The organism is Caballeronia sordidicola (assembly GCF_002220365.1).
In the GTDB taxonomy this organism is placed as follows: Bacteria; Pseudomonadota; Gammaproteobacteria; order Burkholderiales; family Burkholderiaceae; genus Caballeronia; species Caballeronia sordidicola_C.
This window is the reverse complement of record NZ_MTHB01000191.1, coordinates 1-19,098: the sequence shown is the minus strand read 5'-3', so window position 1 is coordinate 19,098 and position 19,098 is coordinate 1. Positions and strand designations below refer to the sequence as shown.

General features: G+C 61.7%; 15 protein-coding genes. 11 read left to right on the top strand and 4 right to left on the bottom strand.

What is annotated here, in order from left to right:
- Positions 1 to 25 precede the first annotated feature (25 nt).
- The 4 genes from BSU04_RS26915 (at position 26) to BSU04_RS26900 (ending at position 4,493) form a co-directional block, all read left to right on the top strand.
- Positions 26 to 1,057: an ABC transporter permease gene (locus BSU04_RS26915; RefSeq protein WP_089163424.1), complete on the top strand. Its 1,032-nt coding sequence runs from the start codon at positions 26 to 28 to the stop codon at positions 1,055 to 1,057.
- Positions 1,054 to 1,917 (top strand): ABC transporter permease, encoded by an 864-nt coding sequence (locus tag BSU04_RS26910; RefSeq protein WP_089163423.1) that lies wholly within the window; start codon positions 1,054 to 1,056, stop codon positions 1,915 to 1,917. The genes BSU04_RS26915 and BSU04_RS26910 overlap by 4 nt, the downstream gene beginning before the upstream one ends.
- Positions 1,914 to 3,986, top strand: a complete 2,073-nt coding sequence (locus tag BSU04_RS26905) for an ABC transporter ATP-binding protein (RefSeq protein ID WP_089163422.1) — start codon at positions 1,914 to 1,916, stop codon at positions 3,984 to 3,986. Before BSU04_RS26910 ends, BSU04_RS26905 begins: the two co-directional genes overlap by 4 nt.
- An 87-nt stretch (positions 3,987 to 4,073) precedes the next feature.
- Positions 4,074 to 4,493 carry a hypothetical protein gene (locus tag BSU04_RS26900; RefSeq protein ID WP_089163421.1) on the top strand — a complete coding sequence of 140 codons (420 nt, stop codon included), beginning with the start codon at positions 4,074 to 4,076 and terminating at the stop codon, positions 4,491 to 4,493.
- A 23-nt stretch (positions 4,494 to 4,516) separates the two neighbouring features.
- Here the strand turns inward: BSU04_RS26900 and BSU04_RS26895 are convergent, their stop codons facing one another.
- The 3 genes from BSU04_RS26895 to aspT form a co-directional block, all read right to left on the bottom strand.
- The gene (locus BSU04_RS26895; RefSeq protein ID WP_089163532.1) at positions 4,517 to 5,374 is read right to left on the bottom strand and encodes an aldo/keto reductase; all 858 of its coding nucleotides are present in this window, start codon (positions 5,372 to 5,374) and stop codon (positions 4,517 to 4,519) included.
- Positions 5,375 to 5,522: 148 nt separating this feature from the next.
- The gene (locus tag BSU04_RS26890) at positions 5,523 to 7,295 is read right to left on the bottom strand and encodes an aspartate-alanine antiporter family protein (RefSeq protein ID WP_089163420.1); all 1,773 of its coding nucleotides are present in this window, start codon (positions 7,293 to 7,295) and stop codon (positions 5,523 to 5,525) included.
- A 141-nt stretch (positions 7,296 to 7,436) separates the two neighbouring features.
- Complete coding sequence (gene aspT, locus BSU04_RS26885; RefSeq protein ID WP_089163419.1) at positions 7,437 to 9,119, bottom strand: aspartate-alanine antiporter; 1,683 nt, start codon at positions 9,117 to 9,119, stop codon at positions 7,437 to 7,439.
- Positions 9,120 to 9,699: 580 nt separating this feature from the next.
- Here aspT and BSU04_RS26880 point away from each other — a divergent pair.
- The 6 genes from BSU04_RS26880 to pdeM all read left to right on the top strand — a co-directional run bounded on the left by BSU04_RS26880 (position 9,700) and on the right by pdeM (position 18,017).
- Positions 9,700 to 10,680 (top strand): LysR family transcriptional regulator, encoded by a 981-nt coding sequence (locus BSU04_RS26880; RefSeq protein WP_089163418.1) that lies wholly within the window; start codon positions 9,700 to 9,702, stop codon positions 10,678 to 10,680.
- Between the two features lie 38 nt (positions 10,681 to 10,718).
- Positions 10,719 to 11,711, top strand: a complete 993-nt coding sequence (locus BSU04_RS26875; protein WP_089163531.1) for a 2-hydroxyacid dehydrogenase — start codon at positions 10,719 to 10,721, stop codon at positions 11,709 to 11,711.
- A gap of 258 nt (positions 11,712 to 11,969) precedes the next feature.
- Positions 11,970 to 13,061, top strand: coding sequence for a ligase-associated DNA damage response exonuclease (locus tag BSU04_RS26870; protein WP_089163417.1), 1,092 nt, complete (start codon positions 11,970 to 11,972; stop codon positions 13,059 to 13,061).
- A complete protein-coding gene (locus BSU04_RS26865) occupies positions 13,058 to 14,728 on the top strand; it encodes an ATP-dependent DNA ligase (protein ID WP_089163416.1) in 1,671 nt (556 codons plus the stop codon). Before BSU04_RS26870 ends, BSU04_RS26865 begins: the two co-directional genes overlap by 4 nt.
- Complete coding sequence (locus BSU04_RS26860) at positions 14,725 to 17,358, top strand: ligase-associated DNA damage response DEXH box helicase (RefSeq protein ID WP_089163415.1); 2,634 nt, start codon at positions 14,725 to 14,727, stop codon at positions 17,356 to 17,358. The genes BSU04_RS26865 and BSU04_RS26860 overlap by 4 nt, the downstream gene beginning before the upstream one ends.
- Complete coding sequence (gene pdeM, locus BSU04_RS26855) at positions 17,355 to 18,017, top strand: ligase-associated DNA damage response endonuclease PdeM (RefSeq protein WP_089163414.1); 663 nt, start codon at positions 17,355 to 17,357, stop codon at positions 18,015 to 18,017. Before BSU04_RS26860 ends, pdeM begins: the two co-directional genes overlap by 4 nt.
- Here the strand turns inward: pdeM and BSU04_RS26850 are convergent.
- Positions 18,014 to 18,466 carry a hypothetical protein gene (locus BSU04_RS26850; RefSeq protein ID WP_089163413.1) on the bottom strand — a complete coding sequence of 151 codons (453 nt, stop codon included), beginning with the start codon at positions 18,464 to 18,466 and terminating at the stop codon, positions 18,014 to 18,016. The two genes, pdeM and BSU04_RS26850, sit on opposite strands and share 4 nt — an antisense overlap.
- Positions 18,467 to 18,707: 241 nt before the next feature.
- On the opposite strand from BSU04_RS26850, the gene BSU04_RS26845 reads away from it, so the two are divergent.
- The coding region (locus BSU04_RS26845; protein WP_144021367.1) for an MFS transporter at positions 18,708 to 19,098 on the top strand (391 nt) is incomplete at its 3' end.

Below are 19,098 nucleotides of genomic sequence, written 5' to 3'. Positions count from 1 at the left end.
AGCCTGACCCGAGGATGCTCCGATCATGAACACGGTCTCTCCTCCCGCCGCGCCGGGCGCGCCGCAAGTAAGCTCACGCAGCAACGCCGGAAGCGCCGCGCGCATTGCGCGGTTTATCGGCGTGCGACTGCTGCTCGCGATCATCACGTTGTGGCTGTTGTCGGTGATCGTGTTCGCGGGCGGCCAGTTGCTTCCCGGCGATGTCGGCCGTGCCATCCTCGGGCCCCTTTCCGACGCTCGCGCGGTCGCCGCGCTCAATCATCAACTGGGTGTCGACCGGCCTTTGTTCACGCAATATGCCGGCTGGATCGCCCACTTCCTGCGCGGCGACATGGGTCAGTCGTATTCGTATCGCGCGCCGGTCGCACCCTTCATAGGCGACGCGTTGTTGAATTCGGCCAAGCTCGGCGCGCTGGCGTTTATCGTCGTCGTGCCGCTCGGCATTGCCGGCGGCGTTTACTCCGCGCTGCACGAAGGGCGCTGGATCGACCGGACCATCAGCATCGCGGGGTTATCGGCGACAGTCGTGCCGGAGTTCGTCTCGTCCATTGTGCTGATTCTGGTGTTCGGCATCTGGCTGCAATGGCTGCCGATTGAAGCAACGTTTCCGCCTGGGTCAAACGTACTGATCCAGTTGCAGCATCTGATCCTGCCTGTGTTGCCGCTGGTGCTGGTGTTCTTCGGTTACATCGCACGAATGGCGCGCGCCGGCACCGTTGAAGCGCTCGATGCCGACTACACGCGCACCGCGATCCTCAAGGGCCTGCCGCGCCGCGTGGTGATCATGCGCCACGTGCTGCGCAATGCGCTGCTGCCGACCGTCACCGTTGCCGCGACGCAGCTCGGCTATATGATCGGCGGCCTGGTGGTCGTGGAGACGCTGTTCCACTACCAGGGCATTGGCTCGCTCATTTATAACGCCGCCAAAGGCAAGGACTTCCCCATGCTCGAAGCCGGCGTGCTGACCATCGGCGTGATTTATACGGGGGCGAACCTGATCGCGGATGCGTTGTATGTGGTGCTGAATCCGCGCTTGCGGGTAAGGAACGCGCAATGAGCACTGCAACCGTCTCGCCCGCGCCGCACAAGGCGCCGCGTTTCGAACGCAGCAAGGCCTTGCTGCGTTCACCCACGTTCGTGGCCGGCGTGCTGATCCTGTTGTTCTGGGTTGCATGCGCGCTGATCGGACATTGGGTCGTGCCGCAGGACCCGTACGCGTCCGATCCGTTGAACTCCCTCACGCCGCCCGACGCGACGCACTGGTTCGGCACTGATCAACTCGGCCGCGATGTGTTTGCGCGCGTGATCGTTGGCGCTCGCGACATTCTCACCATCGCGCCGCTGGCAACCCTGCTCGGAACACTAGCCGGGACGGCGGTCGGCTTGATCGTGGGTTATTTCGACGGATGGGTGGACAACGTGATCGGCCGGCTGATCGACGCGGTGCTCGCGCTGCCGCTCGTGATCGTCGCGCTGCTCGCGCTCGCGGCGGTTGGGGCGAGCAACGTCACCGTGATCCTGGTGATCGGCATCACCTTCACGCCGATCACCGCGCGCACCGTGCGCGCGGCCGTGTTCGCCGAGCGCAATCTGGACTACGTGCTGGCCGCGCAATTGCGCGGCGAAAACGCGTTCTACATCATGTTCGCGGAGATCCTGCCGAACGTGCTGCAGCCGATCATCGTGGAAGCCACCGTGCGACTCGGTTACGCCATTTTCGCGGTTGCCACGCTGTCGTTCCTCGGCTTCGGCATTCAGCCGCCGTCGGCCGACTGGGGCCTCGCCCTCTCCGAGTGCTACACGCTGATGGCGGGCGGCGCGTGGTGGACCGTCGTGTTCGACGCCGCCGCAATCGCCTCGCTGGTCGTGGGCGTGAACCTCGTCGCCGATGGCATACAGGGAGTGCTCGACCGATGAACGGACCGCCGCCGTCGGCCTTTCCCATCTTCGATGGATCCAAGCGCGCCGAAACCGACGCGCTGACCCTTGTCGGCCTGACGGTCGCGTACCGTTCGCGCGGAAGGGACCGCGAAGTGCTGCAGGACATCTCGCTGCGGATAAAACGCGGCGAGGCGTATGGGCTGGTTGGCGAATCGGGCTGTGGAAAGTCCACCGCCGCACTCGCCATATTGCGTTATCTGCCGCGCAACGGCCGCGTGAAGTCGGGGAAGATTTCGATCGCCGGCCACGACATCGCTTCGATGAACGCCGACGCGTTGCGGCACATGCGCGCCAACGCGGTATCGATGGTTTATCAGGACCCGGGCCGCGCGCTGAATCCGTCGCTGACCATCGCGCGGCAGGTGTCCGAAGCGTTCGAGCTCGCGGGCGCGTCGGTGAATGAAGCGCTGGAACACACCATCGACATCTTGCGGCGCGTGCGGATCTCCTCGCCCGAGCGCGTGATGGAGTCTTATCCACATCAATTGTCGGGTGGTATGCAGCAGCGCGTGGTCATCGCGATGGCGCTCGCGTGCAACCCGGCGTTGCTGATCCTCGACGAACCCACTACCGGGCTCGACGCCACGGTGGAGGCCGAGGTGCTCGACCTGATCGCGCAACTACGCGAAGAGCTCGGCACAGCGGTGCTTTTCATCAGCCACAACCTGGCGGTGATCGGACGGATGTGTGATCGCGTAGGCGTGTTGTATGCGGGAAAACTGGTCGAAGAAGGCACGACACGCGATGTCTTCGCGCGGCCGCGGCATCCCTACACGGTGGGCCTGCTGCGCTGCCTGCCGACCACGGGACGCAGCAAGGACACGGGCCGGCTCGACACCATCCCGGGTTCGCTACCGCTGCCGGGGTCGGTGACGCAGGGGTGTATCTATGCGCAGCGCTGCAAGCTCGCCGATGACCGTTGTCATCGTGACGCGCCGCCGCCGTATCGGGTCCCGGCCGCCCATGGTGATCAAATGGCGCGCTGCCACTATCACGAACGTGCAATCGACTTGCCGCGCGCAACACCGGAAGTGCTGCGCGCGGCTGTCGACCGGACAGATGCACCGCTTGCCTTGCGCGCGGAGAATTTATCGAAGACGTTTCATGTTGGCGGGGAGTCGCTGCGAGCGGTGCACGATGTATCGCTTGAACTTAAGCTGGGTGAAACGCTCGGGTTGGTCGGCGAGTCAGGCAGCGGCAAGACGACGCTCGCGAAGCTCTTGCTGGGCTTGCTCTCGCCGGATGCGGGCGGCTCCATGGAACTCGACGGTGCCGCCCTGCCCGCGCGCGTGACAAACCGCAACGACGAGCAGGTCAAGTCGCTGCAGATCGTGTTCCAGAATCCGGATTCGGCGTTGAACCGGGCGCATTCGGTGCGTCGGCTGATCGCCCGGTCTTTGTCGAAACTCGGCGCGTTGCGTGGGGCGGCGAAGGAAGCGCGGTTGCAATCGCTGACCGCCGCCGTGCGGTTGCCCGAACGTTACCTGAGCTCGCGCACCCGGCAATTGTCGGGCGGGTTGAAACAGCGCGTGGCGATAGCGCGTGCGTTCGCGGGCGATCCGCGCGTCGTGGTCTGCGACGAGCCCACGTCCGCCCTCGATGTCTCCGTGCAAGCCGCCATCCTGAACCTGCTCGCCGACCTGCAGCGGGAGCGCGGCGTGAGTTACGTGTTTATCTCGCACGACCTGCACGTGGTGCGTTATTTGTCCGATCGTATTGCGGTGCTGTATCTCGGCCGGCTGATGGAGATTGGCCGGGCGACCGACGTGTTCGACGGGCCGCATCATCCTTATACCGAGGCGTTGTTGTCGTCCATTCCCGAAATAGTCGATGAACCGCAAGCGCGCGAGCGCATCCGCCTTTCAGGCGAGCTGCCGAGCGCGGCGAACCCACCGTCGGGGTGCGTGTTCCATACCCGTTGTCCGCGCAAGATTGGCGCGATCTGTGAGCAGCAGGAGCCACCGTACGCGCATGCCGCGGATGGTCACAGGATTCGATGCCACATTCCCGTGGCAGAACTGAAGCGCTTGCAAAAGCCTGAATAAACCAGCGCGTCAAGGTTGGAGTCGAAGGAACCAATTGGCGTTCGTTCCCTCATATCGAGTTCATCGTTCGACATGAGGGATCACAACATGAAGCGAAACATCTCCGCGGCGATCGCGTTTGCAACCGTCTCCGCGCTGGGCTGCGCCTCCGTTGCCCACGCGCAGCAAAGCACTGAGCCGCCGCCAGTCGATCCGAGTTTCTCCGCCTATACGCTCGCTCAGGAATGTTCGCAGAAGTCCGATAACACCGCGCAGGGCCAGTGCGTTGGGGCCGTACGCGGCATTGTGCGAGGGTACCAATATGGCGTGCTGTTCCTGGCTCAGCGATCGCAACTGAAGGCCAATGAAACGCAGCGCGTGTCGCTGTGCCTGAGCAATACGCCGGTCTCAACCCTGGTCGATGAATTCCTCGCCGATGCAAAGCAAGTCGATGAAGCGTCGCTCAAGCGAACGCCGGCCGAGGTAGCCGTGCTTGGCTCCGTGCATTCGCATCACGCCTGCATGTAGACCGGTTGAGGGTTTCCAGCGGTTTAAAGCATTTCCAATGGGCGTTTTGATTTCGGCGGTTTGAACTGGGTGTCGATAAGACTCAGTTCTTCCGTCGACAAATTCACGTCTCTCGCTGCCGCGTTCTCGATCACATGAGCGAGCGTCCCCGCTTTCGGGATCGCCATGACCTGCGGTTGTTGCAAGACCCACGCGAGCGCGACTTGCATCGCGGACAAACCGCGGGCCTTCGCGATGTCGTTCAGGACGCTTTGCTTTGGCAGGCGCGCGTGATCGACAGGGCTGTATGCCATCGCCGGTATATTGCGTTCGCGCAGCCATGGCAGGAGTTCGAATTCGGGACCGCGCCGCGCGACGTTATAAAGAATCTGGTTGGCCGCACACCGGTTGCCGTTTTCCAGGGCAAAGAGTTCGACCATGTCTTCGGTATCGAAATTACTTACACCCCAATGGCGGATCTTGCCCTGCGCTTTCAAGGCTTCAAAGCCGCCGATCACCCCTTCCAGATCTTCACCGCCGCGCCAATGCAGCAGGTATAAATCGATGCGGTCCGTCTGTAGCCGCTTCAGGCTTCGCTCACACGCGGCCTTCACGCCGGCTTCGCTACCGTTATGCGGATAAACCTTGCTCACGATAAAAAGCTCGTCACGCCGGTCTTTCAATGCTTCGGCGATCAGTTTTTCGCTCTCGCCTTCGCCATACATTTCCGCGGTATCGATTCCCGTCATGCCAAGGTCCACGCCGGCCTTCAGCGCGGCGATTTCCGCGTTGCGGGTTCGGGCGTTATCACCCATTCCCCAAGTGCCCTGACCCAAGGCGGGGATCTGCTCCCCCGTGTCGACCGGCGTTAGCGCTTTAGCGCTTACTCCGGTCCCATGCATGATTGCTGCGGGAAGATGAACGATTTTCTGCTGCGAAGTCATGACAATCCCATTTTGTGCCTAATGTCGTTGGGCTCGCGCCATGGCCCTCGGTTCAAACTTTTTGAGTGCACGCGAGTCGGCCCGATCGCGCGCACTCATCCCCTCGTCAGACCAATCCGACCACCAACGGTCCCAGCAATGTCAGCAAAACATTCGCCAGCGCGTACGTGATCGCGAATGGAACCGTCGGCACCGCGCTTTCCGCCTTATCAAGCACGCCGCCGAACGCAGGATTCGCGCTACGCGATCCCGTCAGTGCGCCCGCAAGAAGTGCCGCGTTTGTGTATTTCAACACGTATCTGCCGAACAGCATCGTGAGAACGAGCGGCACGATGGTCACGACCGCGCCCAACAAAAAGATCGTGAGGCCACTGTTCTTCACCGTCACCACGGCCGCCAATCCGGAGTTCAGACCGACCGCCGCCACGAAGGCTGCGAGCCCAAAATCCTTCATCAGTTGCGATGCCGCCGACGGCATCACGCCGTACATCGGATGCTTGCCCCGCATCCAGCCAAATAGCAGCCCGGCCAGCAAACAGCCCCCGCCGGACCCCAGGGTCAACGGCACGCCGCCCACGTCCACGACGATCAATCCGATCAACAGACCGAGCACAATCCCCACACCCATGTAGATGAAATCGGTCTTGTTGGTAACCGGCAATTCATAACCCGCTGCATCCACGGCGCGCTTCGTATCCTGCGGCGAACCGTAGAAGGTAATGACATCGCCATGCTCGAGCCTGGTTTCGGGAAGGATCGGCAGCGGCTGGTCCGCCCGGCGAATTTCCTGCACGAATACGCCGTGCCGCAAGTCGCGGTCTACCGTTGTACGCACCGCGGCAATTGTCATGTGATTCATGCCCTTGCGGGTGAACACGCCCTGCCGGTTCTGCATCACGACACTGATGCCATCTGTGTCCGCCACCTCTTCACCAATGTTCGACGCCGCCGTCACCATCACTTCACGCCGGCCGACGACCAGCACGATATCGTCGACTTGCAGCATCACGTCCGGCCGCGGCTCCATCGCTTTGCCGGCCCGGCGGATTCGCTCGATCGTGATCATGTCGGACTCGGCCAACTCGATCTCCGCGACTGTCCGGCCCGCAGCACCGCTCACGCCCCCTGCGCCTGACGTGGCCTTGATCGCCAGCCCCCCGGCATCGGCGCCACCCGCGCGCGCCGCGGCAGCGTTGCCGCCTGTCACACGATAAGCCCGCCCGACCAGCTCCGGCATCGCCGTTGTCTGACCGGCCCCATGCGCGAGCGCGCCGCCCAGCAAACTTTTCTCCGCTTCCGCTGCGGCCTCCTTCAAACCCTGCCCCATGAACTTCGGCAAGATATTCACGCACACGATGATCGCGCCCAGCGATCCGAATACGTACGTCACGGCATAAGCGACCGCCACGTCGCCCTGGAGCGCCTTGGTTTCGGCAACCGGCAGCCCGAGCCGGGCGATGGCATCGCCAGCCGTGCCGATGATCGCCGACTGCGTCAACGCCCCGCCGGCCAATCCCGCGGCAATCCCCTTGTTCAAGCCGAACAGCTTCGCGCATACCAGCACTGTCACCAGCGCCGATACCGCGAGGAACACCGCCATCGCGATCTCACGCAAGGTCTTGCGCGACAGCGAGTTGAAAAACTGCGGCCCCGAGTCGTAACCGACTGCATAGATGAAGATCGCGAACATGACAGACTTGACGCCGTTGTCGATCTGTACGCCGAACTGACTGATGACCACCGCCGCCAGCAATGACCCGCCCACACCGCCAAGCTGGAACTTGCCGAAGTTGATCTGGCCGATGAAGTACCCCACCGCCAGAGAGAGGAACAGCGCAATCTCCGGTGACTTCGTAAAAACCTGATGTATCCATTCCATAGTGCCCTCGCTAGTTTTGTATGCCCTGCCCGACCTGCTGAATCTGATACTCGAACCGATACCGATACCGATACCGATCCTGATCCTGATCCTGACGCTCCCTGCCACGCGCCTATTCTTGTTACTACGACGTATGCCCGTTCACCCCAGCTTGCCCGCCAGCCCGACGACCACCGGCCCCATCAGCGGCAAGAGGACGTTCGACAACGCGTATGTGATCGTGTAGCCGATCACTGGCGTTGCGTTGCCCGTCACACTAACCAGCGCGCTGATCGCAGGCGTGCTGCATTGCTGGCCGGCGATCGCGCCGAGCAGCATCGGTACTTCGAGTTTCAACAGCCAGCGCCCGACCGCGAGCGACACCAGCGCCGGCCCGAGCGTGATGACCACGCCTGCCAGCGGCAGCGCAACGCCGTACTCGCGGATCAGGCGGATCGCATCGGCGCCGGCTCCCAGCCCGACCGCGGCAATAAAAGTGCACAGTCCGAAATCCTTGAGCACTTGCGCCGCAGCTGAAGGCAGCGAACCGATCACCGGATAGCGCGAACGAATCCAGCCGAACAGCAGCCCGGACAGCAAACAGCCGCCGCCGGTGCCCAGCGCGATCTGCACGTCGCCGATGCGCGCGCTGAAGTGCCCGACCACAATCCCCGCAATCACGCCGATGCCGAGAAACACGAAGTCGGTTTTCAGCGTTGCGCGAACCACATAGCCGAGCTTCGCCGCTCCGCGCCGCACGTCATCGGCCGAGCCGATCAAGGTCAGTACGTCGCCACGATGCAGCTCCGTTCCCGGCAACGCGGGGATCGTGCTGTCCAGCCGCGTGACGGCCGAGATATAGACACCGCGGCCATCGGCGGGCGTCGCGCGAGCGCGCACTTGCGCCACCGTGAGGCCATGGACTTCGCGCCGCGTGAGCATGACGTCGACGGTGTCGGCGTAGAGGTCGGCGACATCGTGGCCGGTGACTTCCTCGCCAATGGACGGCAGCGCCTCCACGAGCGCCGTGCGACGCCCGCCGACCACGATCCGGTCGCCCTTCTTCAACACGAGATTCGGCTGCGCTTTCACAAGCGAGCGGCCGCGCATCACTCGTGCGACGGTGAGTTCGTTGCCATAGCGGCGTTCGAGGGTATCGATGCTCAGATCCGCCGCACTCGTCACGCGGACTTCGCGCGCCACGAGCGACGGCGCAGCCAGCCGTTGCCCATCCGCCAGCGCACTGTCGCCGCCGAGCGAACGCCATAGGCGTTCAGCTTCGTCGCGCAGATTCACGCGCAGCATCAGCGGCGCGATCTGGCTGGTGAACAACACGATGGTGACGAGCCCGAACAGGTAACTCACGCTGTAGGCGGTAACGATGTTGGCCTGCAGCCGGGCAATCTCGGCAGCAGGCAGCGCGAGCTTGCCAATGGCTTCGGATGCCGTGCCGACCACGGCCGATTCCGTCGCGGCGCCGGCGAGCAGACCGGCCGCAGTGCCGCGATCGAGCTTGAAGAGTGCAACCGCACCGAGCACCAGCCCAAGTACCACCACCAGTTCAACGACGGAAAGAAGCCCGTAGCGCCAGCCGCGCCCGATATTCGCGAAGAATTGCGGTCCGCCAGTGAAACCCAGCGCGAAGATAAACAGTGCAAATGCAATATTCTTCAGATCCGGTGAAAGGCGCGCGCCGCTTTGTCCGAGAATCAGCGCCACGATCAAAGTGCCGCACACCCCGCCGAGCTGTATGGGCCCGAATTTGAAAGAGCCAATGAAAAAGCCAAGTGCCAGGCTCGCAAACAAAGCAATTTCCGGTTGACGCGCCAGCAAGTTCCAGATCATGAAATTATCGCCTCCATTGATTATTTAAACGCAACTATCAAGCGGCTTGTAATGACCAAATTAAGGATTCGATTAATTACGATCGTGATTCTAGAATTGATGAACAATGCATCTCTTATATGGCAGTTTGCCAGCCGTCAAGTCGGGACGATATGAATTTAATGCCTGCATTCATTTTTATACGTACCTGGAATCGTTGCACTCAATAAACCACCCGCATCGGCAGCTCCCGGCAGAGCTTATCGTGGTTCAGCGAGTCGGATCGCCTGTTTGTATGCAATAAGACAAGTCATTTTACGAGTGCATCAAAAGTCGAATGAAGTAACTCAACTCTTGAAACGAAAATCTGCATAAATCAGACGATCCATTCCAAAATTCGGGGAAATGTAATTTTTCATTGCAATGGTCTAGCAAATGTGAAAGTCTTGAGGTTAATGCGGAATGCAGACAGAAATTGAACGAGATATTGCAATTCCGCATGGGTGTCAATACGCTTTTTGGCGCCGATCAAGAGATGCCGTATGCGCGGTGATGCGTAATACGGTCCCACGCTGTTTTGGACACTGAGAGGTAAGAGACGATGAATCAAATTCATGCCATGCGAGTGTTCGTGCGGGTGTCGGAAACCGAAAGCTTTCGGCGTGCCGCACAACAACTCGACGTATCAAACGCGCTTGTTACTCGCGCAATTGCAATGCTGGAAGCGCATTTACGCACCCGGTTAATCAATCGCACTACTCGTAACCTCTCACTTACAGAAGCCGGTACGCGTTATCTCGAAGGCTGCCGCGCATTGCTCGAAGAACTCGATCATCTCGAGTCAATGGTGGCGCATACGGAAGGCGACCCCAGCGGTACATTGCGCGTGGTGGCATCCGGGTCGCTTTCGCTCATGGCACTGACGCCGCTGATCGACGGCTTCCGGCAGGTCTATCCAAAGGTGAACGTGCGGCTCACCTTATCCGAGCGTCATGTGGATCTTGTGGAAGACGGATTTGATGTCGGTATTGTCACGGCATTCATGGTGACAAGCACGGCGTTGGTAGAACGCCCTGTCGCCACCAACACGCTGATTCCCGTCGCCACACCCGCTTATCTGGAAGAACATGGCTCGCCCAGCACGCCAGCCGATTTGCTGCACCACGCGTTCGTGGCGCTCCCCAACGAAATGCGTAGCGCCACCTGGCACTTCCGCCATCGCAACAATGGCAGCGCCGACCAGGTCACGCTCGCCCCTGTCTATACTTTCAACAGCGCATTGATGGTGCGGCTCGGAACCCTTGCTCACATGGGCATTTCGATCATTCCGGAAGGCATTGTCGCAGCGGATCTGGAGAACGGCTCGCTGGTACGGGTACTGGGTGATTACGCTATTGACGATCCGGACGTGAAGGTGTCTATCGTCTATCCGGGACGGCAGTATCTGCCGGCCAAGACGCGCGCCTTCATTGATTACACGCTTGAACATATGGGTCCGGGCGGAGAAGTCGGACTGCCGCAGCCGGAAACCCTTCTCTCGCGGCTTTCGATGGTGCCGCCGGCTAACGCCGTCGCCAACTGATTGATTTACCTGGCTGGCAGGGAGACCACTCGATGGCGATTAACGTGATCGTCTTCAGCAGCCGGCAATATGATCGCGACGTCTTCTCTGAGGCAAACGCGGCATATGGTTACTCTCTGCAATTCCAGGAATCACAACTTGACGCGCAAACGGCCATTCTTGCCCACGGGTGTACGGTGGTATGCCCGTTCGTAAATGACATCCTTGACGAAGCTGTCCTGGAAACCCTCCACAAGGGCGGCACGCAACTCGTGGCGCTACGCTCGGCAGGTTTTAATCACGTCGATCTGGAAGCGGCAGTCCGGCTCGGAATTGGCGTGGTGCGTGTGCCGGCTTATTCTCCACATGCGGTGGCCGAGCACGCCGCCGGGCTGATCCTGACGCTGAATCGCAAGTTGCATCGCGCTTATGCCCGGACTCGCGACGGCGATTTTTCGCTCAACGGCCTGCTGGGTTTCGACTTGCACGGCAAGACGCTTGGCATTATTGGCACAGGCGTCATTGGACGGGTATTCGGCCGCATCATGGCTGGTTTCGGCATGAAGCTGCTGGCGTTTGATCCCGGAGCGCCAGCAGCCGATCTTCTGCAAGCCGGAGCGCATTATGTGCCGCTCGATACTCTCCTGGCTGAGTCGGACATTGTCAGCCTGCATTGCCCTCTTTTACCCTCCACCTATCACCTCATCGACACCGCCGCACTCGCCCGCATGAAACACGGCGCCATGCTGATCAATACGGGCCGCGGCGGTTTGATCGACAGCCGGGCGCTCATTGGTGCGTTGAAAAGCGGGCAACTAGGCCACCTTGGCCTCGACGTCTACGAGGAAGAGAGTGGACTCTTTTTCGAAGACCATTCGAATCACATGCTGCAGGACGACGTGCTCGCGCGGCTATTGTCGTTTCCAAACGTTATTGTCACCTCTCATCAGGCGTTTTTCACGCGAGAAGCCCTCAGCGAGATCGCCAATACCACGCTCGGGAATGTGAAAGCTTGGTTTGACGGCTCTCCGCGCTATCAGGTACTTCCCTGAAAAATTCAATTGCGTGACTCGAATGCGGAGTTTATCGACGGGCTGTTTTTATACTTCTCGCGCGATAAATCAGTTTTTCCGATAATCGAAGTATTCTTCATACGAATAATACCTTCAACGAAACTGTGATTGCATTACCTCAGGACGGCATGCCATTTGCTCAGAGCCAATGCCACTTCGGCCGCTGCGGCTAATTCCGTCCAGCCGTCCTGCGCCGTCGTTACCTGACGTTATCCTTTTTCCGCGAGCGGGGACCGGTTGGACGCATCGCAAGACTTGATCGTCGCGAGGCCGGAAGGCCTGTATTGCCCGCCGGGTGATTTCTATATCGACCCGTGGCGCCCCGTCGATCGGGCGATCATTACTCATGCCCATGCCGACCACGCCCGCTTCGGGCACGCCCGTTATCTCGCGGCTGAGGCAGGTACCGGCGTGTTGCTGTCGCGGTTGCCGGGTATCTCCCTGCAAGGTGTCCCCTACGGCGAGCGCCTGGTCGTCAACGGCGTCTCGATCTCACTGCATCCGGCGGGCCACGTGCTCGGCTCCGCGCAAGTGCGGGTGGAACAGGCGGGCCGGGTCTGGGTCGCCTCGGGCGACTACAAGGTCGAGCCTGATCCCACTTGCGCACCCTTCGAACCGGTTCGCTGCGACACGTTCATTACGGAATCCACATTCGGCCTGCCGATTTATCGATGGGAACCGTCCCGCGCGGTCTTCGACGGCATCGATTCCTGGTGGCGGCATAACGCGGCCGAAGGCCGGGCTTCCGTACTGTTCTGCTATTCGTTCGGCAAGGCGCAGCGGATTCTTGCTGGCGTCGATCCAGCCATAGGACCGATCTTTTGCCATGGCGCCGTGGAACCGCTGAATCGGGCGTACGCGCAAGCGGGTGTGAACCTGCCGCTGACGCGGCCAGTCAGCGACATTGCCGCGAAAGACAAGAGCGCGTTCAAAGGCGCGCTGATCATCGCGCCGCCGTCCGCTCAAGGCAGCGCGTGGATGCGTCGCTTTGGCGACTATAGCGATGCGTTTGCGTCGGGCTGGATGCGGCTTCGCGGTACGCGGCGACGACGCGGCCTGGACCGCGGCTTCGTGCTGTCCGATCACGCCGACTGGCCGGGTTTGCAGACAGCGATTGGGGCAACGGGCGCGCAACGCGTGATCGTCACGCACGGACAAATCGAACCGATGGTGCGCTGGCTACGCGAACAAGGTCTGGAAGCGGGCGCATTCACGACCGAATACGGCGATGACGCAATAGAAGCCGACGCGGCGGAAAGCGTCCAAGTGAGCCCGTCCGCGCAGCAAGCGGTCGAATCCCCTGCTGCGCCCGAGGCCGACTCGCGATGAAACGCTTCGCCGCGCTGTACACCGCTCTGGACGGCACCACGTCGACGAAAGAAAAACTCGAGGCGCTGATCGCGTATTTCTCAGCGGCCGAACCCGAGGACGCCGCGTGGGCGTCGTACTTTCTCAGCGGCGGCAAACCGCGCCAATCGGTGCCCACCCGCCTCCTCACCGAGTTCGCCCGCGAGCGCGCGGGCTTGCCGGAATGGCTTTTCGACGAGTCATATCAGGCGGTCGGCGATCTGGCCGAAACCATCGCGCATATCCTGCCGCCCGCGCAGCGCACATCCGAACTCGGCCTCGCACAATGGATCGAGGAACGCGTGCTGACCTTGCGCGGCCGGGAGCCGGGCGAGCTTCGAACCCGTTTGCTCGGCTACTGGGACGAGCTCGACTGGAGCGAACGTTTCTTATTGACCAAGCTGATAGGCGGAGGGTTCCGGGTAGGCGTCGCGCGCCAACTCGTCGTGCGCGCGCTCGCCGAAGTCGCGGGTGTGGATCACAAACGCATTGCGCAGCGTATGGTCGGCTGGACCGATTCGCAGCAAGCGCCAGGAGCGGCGCGTTATCTGCGCCTGATCGCACCGGAAAGCACGGACGACGAACACGCCGCCACGCCGCATGAGAGCGACCTCGGATTGCCATATCCATTTTTCCTCGCTCATCCCTTGCAAGCCGATCCGGCGACGCTCGGCGCACCGTCGGAGTGGGTGATCGAATGGAAGTGGGACGGGATTCGCGCACAACTGGTCAAGCGCGGCGGCCGCGTGTGGCTGTGGTCGCGCGGTGAAGATCTCATCACGGACCGCTTTCCCGAACTCGCCTCGCTCGGCGTTGCGCTGGCGGACGGCACCGTCATAGACGGCGAAATTCTCGCGTGGGAACCCGGAGGCGACGCGCCATTGCCATTCGCACGACTGCAACCGCGAATCACCCGCAAGACCTTGTCGAAGAAAGTGCTCGCCGATTCTCCCGCCACGTTTCTCGCCTACGACCTGCTGGAAGCCAATGGGCGCGATCTGCGCGTCACGCCGCTGATCGAACGCCGCGTGCAACTCGATGCATTGGCCACCGCGTTGGGTGAAACGCTGGCGGTCGACCTGCTGCGGGTATCGCCGATGGTTGAAGCGCCCGATTGGGCGACCCTCGCCACGTTGCGCGACGAAAGCCGCGGCCGAGGTGTTGAAGGCTTGATGCTGAAGGGACGTGAATCGCTTTACGGCGTCGGGCGCACGAAGGCGTCCGGGACATGGTGGAAATGGAAGATCGATCCCTACGCCATCGATGCTGTTTTGCTTTACGCGCAACGCGGTCACGGCCGGCGCGCAAGTTTGTACACCGACTTCACTTTCGCCGTGTGGGACGAAGCCGATGGGGTGCGCACCCTAGTGCCCTTCGCGAAGGCGTATTCCGGCTTGACGGACGAAGAGATGCGCAAGGTCGATGCGGTCGTGCGCAAGACGACCATCGAAAAATTCGGACCGGTGCGCAGCGTCACGCCGACGCTCGTGTTCGAGATCGGTTTCGAAGGGATCCAGGCGAGTCCACGCCATAAGTCCGGCATTGCCGTGCGGTTTCCACGCATGTTGAGATGGCGTACGGACAAGCATATTGACGACGCGGACACGCTCGGCATGCTCAAGGGTTTCCTCGACGGAGCGGCGCCATGAGCACGCCAGCCGACGACGATGATATGGACAACCATCAGGATACCCAACCAAATAGCGATGCAAAACGCCGTGCCCCGCGTGCGCGTCGGATACCGAGAACACGCGCGGCGCAGGCGAAAGCCGACGCCGTTGCCGAGCTGTTTCGGCCCGCGCCGATAGTCATTGATCAGGACGTGGCGAACACGCCGTTCGACGCACGTCTTGCTGCATGGTTCGAACGGCACGGCTGGCAACCGTTTCCGTTTCAACGCGAAGTGTGGACCGGGATCTTGGGCGCAGCGAGCGGCCTGCTGCACGCGACCACCGGCGCCGGCAAGACGTGGGCGGTGTGGCTGGGCGCGCTGGCGGCATACTCTGACAAACTCCCAAGCCGCAGTTTGCCCGCGCCACTTACCGTGCTGTGGATCACACCCATGCGTGCCCTCGCCGCCGATACTGCTCGCGCGTTACAAACCGCGGTGACGGAACTCGCGGTGCCGTGGAGCATCGGTTTGCGTACCGGCGATACCCCTTCCGCCGAACGCGCGCGGCAAAACAAGCGTATGCCGAGCGCGCTGGTCACCACGCCTGAAAGTCTCACGCTGATGCTCACGCGCGCAAATGCCGAAGACGAGATGAAACACGTACGGCTGGTCGTTGTCGATGAATGGCATGAGTTGCTTGGCAATAAACGCGGCACGCAAACGCAGCTCGCCCTCGCTCGTCTTGCGCACTGGCGGCCTGATTTGCAGGTGTGGGGGTTATCGGCGACGCTCGGCAATCTCGATCTCGCCCGCGACGCGTTGCTCGCGCCGGTGAAAACGCCACGCGTAGTGGTGCGGGGCGCGCAGCCGAAAACGCTGATCGTCGATACGCTGATTCCGGATACCATCGAGCGCTTTCCATGGGGCGGCCACCTCGGCACGCGGCAGGTTAAACCGGTCGCCGCCGAGATCGAACACGCGCGCAGTTCGCTGGTCTTCACCAACACACGCTCGCAGGCCGAGGTCTGGTACCAGGCGCTGCTTGAAGCGCGTCCCGACTGGGCGGGTTTGATCGCGTTGCATCACGGGTCGCTTGATCAGGAAGTCCGCGCGTGGGTCGAACTCGGCCTGAAAAGCGGCCAGTTGAAAGCGGTGGTCTGCACGTCCAGCCTCGATCTTGGCGTCGACTTCCTGCCGGTCGATCGCGTCTTCCAGATCGGCTCGCCCAAAGGCGTCGCGCGGTTGATGCAGCGTGCCGGACGCTCGGGCCATGCGCCTGGACGGGCATCGCGGGTGACCATCGTGCCAACGCACGCGCTCGAACTCGTGGAAGCAGCGGCCGCGCGCTGGGCCGTTGAGGAGCGGCGCATAGAAGGCCGCGAGATGCCCAACAAGCCGCTCGATGTACTGGTTCAACATCTGGTGACCATTGCGATAGGCGGCGGCTTCAAGGCGCGCCAACTCTTCGACGAAGTGCGCACGACCTACGCGTATCGCGACCTGACGCAGCAGGAGTTCGACTGGGCGCTGGCCTTTGTCGAACGCGGCGGCAGTTCACTCGCGGCGTATCCTGACTATCATCGCGTGATACTCGATGCTGAAGGTGTGTATCGTGTGCCGCGTGAGGATCTGGTCAGGCGTCACCGCAACAACGTCGGGACGATCGTCGCTAACGCGACCATCAACATCGCGTATATGACGGGTGGCCGGATCGGCGCGATGGAAGAGTCGTTCGTCTCGCGTCTGAAGCCCGGAGACGTATTCACATTCGGCGGCCGCGCACTTGAACTCGTGCGTGTGCGCGAGATGACCGCGTACGTGAAACGTGCGACGTCCTCACGCGGCGCGATGCCCCAATGGGCCGGCAGCAAGATGCCGCTGTCGTCCGAACTCGCCGATGCCACGCTGATGATGCTGGCGCGTGCCATGAACGGCGTATACGACGAACCCGAGATGCAGGCCGTGCGGCCGCTGCTCGAATTGCAGGCGAAGTGGTCGGCGCTGCCCGAGCCGGGCGTGTTGCTGGTCGAACTGATTCGTTCGCGCGAGGGGCATCACCTGTTCTGTTATCCGTTTGCGGGACGGATGGCGCATGTCGGTCTTGGGTCCCTGATCGGCTGGCGCGTGGCGCGCGATCAGCCGAGTACGTTCTCCATATCGATGAACGATTACGGCTTCGAGTTGTTGTCAGCACGACCCTTTGACTGGGAGACGCTCATACAGGACGGGCTTTTTTCGCCCGATAATCTCGAGCACGACATTCTCGCCAGCCTCAATTCGTCCGAGCTTGCTGCCCGGCGTTTTCGCGAGATCGCGCGAGTGTCCGGGTTGATCTTCCAGGGGCACCCTGGACAACAAAAAAGTGCGCGGCAATTGCAGGCATCGAGCGGGCTTTTCTATGAAGTTTTTCGCCGCCACGACAGCGGGAACCTCCTGCTTGCGCAGGCCGAGGAAGAGGTCATGTTGCAGGAACTCGAACTTGACAGGATACGAGCCGCACTCAAAAGCATGAGCGGGAGCCGGCTCGCGCTGACGCGCCCGAAGAAGCCGACGCCGTTTGCGTTTCCGCTGATCATCGCGCGATTGCGGGAGAAGGTAAGCACCGAAAAGTTGTCCGATCGTGTCGCGCGTATGCTCGCCGATCTGGAAAAGGCGGCGCGCGCATGATGCTCGAGGCCTTGACGGTGGATATTGGCGGGCATGCGCTGGTGTTGTCGGCGGCGCGGGCGGCATTCGATCCGGTGCGGCAAACCTTGTTCATCGCCGACGCGCATATTGGCAAGGACGCTGTGTTTCGCGCTCGCGGCATTCCCGTACCGGAAGGCTCGACGGGTGAAACGCTTGCGCGGCTCGACATGTTGATCTCGATACACCGGCCGGCGACGATCGTGTTTCTCGGCGATCTGCTGCATGCACGTGAGTCACATGCGTTGACTACGCTCGGCGCGTTGGCCGAGTGGCGCGAGCGGCATGCCGGCTTGCGGCTGATCCTCGTGGAAGGCAACCATGATCGCCATGCAGGCGGACCGCCCGATGCACTCGCGCTCGAGATGGTCGAAGCACCGTACAGGTTCGGGCCTTGGGCGCTGTGCCACTACCCGCAGCGCGTGACGGGCGCGTATGCGTTGGCAGGGCATGAACATCCGGTGTACCGGGTCGCGACCCGGCTCGACAGCGCGAGATTGCCGTGTTTTCGTTTTGGTGCGGATGCTGGCGTGCTGCCTGCGTTCGGCGGATTTACCGGTGGCTTCGAGGTGAACGAAAGCGCGCGCGGCGAGCGAATTTTCGTGGTCGCTGGGGACCGGGTGATGGCGGTGCGGACCTAGTGATAAGTCATCTTCGATGACGTCAGTTTCGTTAGCATCCCGCGCTGGAACCTGTACCATCCATCGGCACTTTTCAACACCACTTCATCGCGCTGCCAGAACACACCGGTGAGTTTCATGCGCTTTGTCATGTGCTCAACCGTGGGCGGGCGCTTGGTGAAATCGTAGAGAACGAGTTCGGGCGAGCCGGTATCGAACGCTTCGACAATCATCCGCGCCCCCGACGGCTCCTCGAAATGCGCAATGCGGCGGGCGTTCAGATGATCGAACGGTTTGCCATCGATTTGGGCTTCGAACGTGGCGCCTTGCTGAACGAACATCACGCTGCCGCCCGTGGTGCGAATCGGTCCCGCACTCGCGTCGGCTTCCTGAGCAAACGCCGCCGGCACGTCCGCGAATGCCAGCAGCACGGCAACAATCAACAGAAAAAAATGCCGGAGTGCAGTCATGAAGGTCCTTGGTTAAAAAGCAGGAACCCTGCAAACTAGTCCGCCCGAGGGCAAAAAGCAACACCGGGCGCCTCCCAAAAGGCTGAAAAACCAGCTCGTTGAATCAACTGCACGAATCTCAGGGTTTTCACCAAGCAAACGTAACAACGTTCGGTACAATTTGAACCCTTCAGCTCGCCCAAGCCTGCGTTCTTCACCCCGATAACGCGCGACCGGCCAGCACTCAGTCACCGCTTACCCCATGCCTCTGCCCCTTCTCGCCCTCGCCATTGCCGCGTTCGGTATCGGCACGTCCGAATTTGTCATCATGGGCCTGTTGCCCAACGTCGCGCGGGACCTCGGGGTGTCCATCCCCGCAGCCGGCATGCTTGTGTCGGGTTATGCGCTGGGCGTGACTATCGGCGCCCCCATTCTTGCTATCGTCACCGCGAAAATGCCGCGCAAGAAAGCGTTGATGAGCCTGATGGGCGTGTTCATCGTCGGCAATCTGCTGTGCGCCATCGCGCCGGGCTATTGGATGCTGATGGCCGCGCGCATTTTGACCGCGTTCTGTCATGGCGCGTTCTTCGGCATCGGCTCGGGGGGCGCCGCGGACCTGGGGGCGCCCCACCGCCGCGCGCAAGCCCTCGCGC

Excerpts from the sequence above, each read along its gene's own strand:
- BSU04_RS26910 (WP_089163423.1), top strand. The coding sequence starts at position 1,054 with ATGAGCACTGCAACCGTCTCGCCCGCGCCGCACAAGGCGCCGCGTTTC.
- aspT (WP_089163419.1), bottom strand. The coding sequence starts at position 9,119 with ATGATCTGGAACTTGCTGGCGCGTCAACCGGAAATTGCTTTGTTTGCG.
- BSU04_RS26900 (WP_089163421.1), top strand. The coding sequence starts at position 4,074 with ATGAAGCGAAACATCTCCGCGGCGATCGCGTTTGCAACCGTCTCCGCG.
- BSU04_RS26865 (WP_089163416.1), top strand. The coding sequence starts at position 13,058 with ATGAAACGCTTCGCCGCGCTGTACACCGCTCTGGACGGCACCACGTCG.
- BSU04_RS26850 (WP_089163413.1), bottom strand. The coding sequence starts at position 18,466 with ATGACTGCACTCCGGCATTTTTTTCTGTTGATTGTTGCCGTGCTGCTG.
- pdeM (WP_089163414.1), top strand. The coding sequence starts at position 17,355 with ATGATGCTCGAGGCCTTGACGGTGGATATTGGCGGGCATGCGCTGGTG.
- BSU04_RS26880 (WP_089163418.1), top strand. The coding sequence starts at position 9,700 with ATGAATCAAATTCATGCCATGCGAGTGTTCGTGCGGGTGTCGGAAACC.
- BSU04_RS26905 (WP_089163422.1), top strand. The coding sequence starts at position 1,914 with ATGAACGGACCGCCGCCGTCGGCCTTTCCCATCTTCGATGGATCCAAG.
- BSU04_RS26915 (WP_089163424.1), top strand. The coding sequence starts at position 26 with ATGAACACGGTCTCTCCTCCCGCCGCGCCGGGCGCGCCGCAAGTAAGC.
- BSU04_RS26860 (WP_089163415.1), top strand. The coding sequence starts at position 14,725 with ATGAGCACGCCAGCCGACGACGATGATATGGACAACCATCAGGATACC.
- BSU04_RS26895 (WP_089163532.1), bottom strand. The coding sequence starts at position 5,374 with ATGCATGGGACCGGAGTAAGCGCTAAAGCGCTAACGCCGGTCGACACG.
- BSU04_RS26890 (WP_089163420.1), bottom strand. The coding sequence starts at position 7,295 with ATGGAATGGATACATCAGGTTTTTACGAAGTCACCGGAGATTGCGCTG.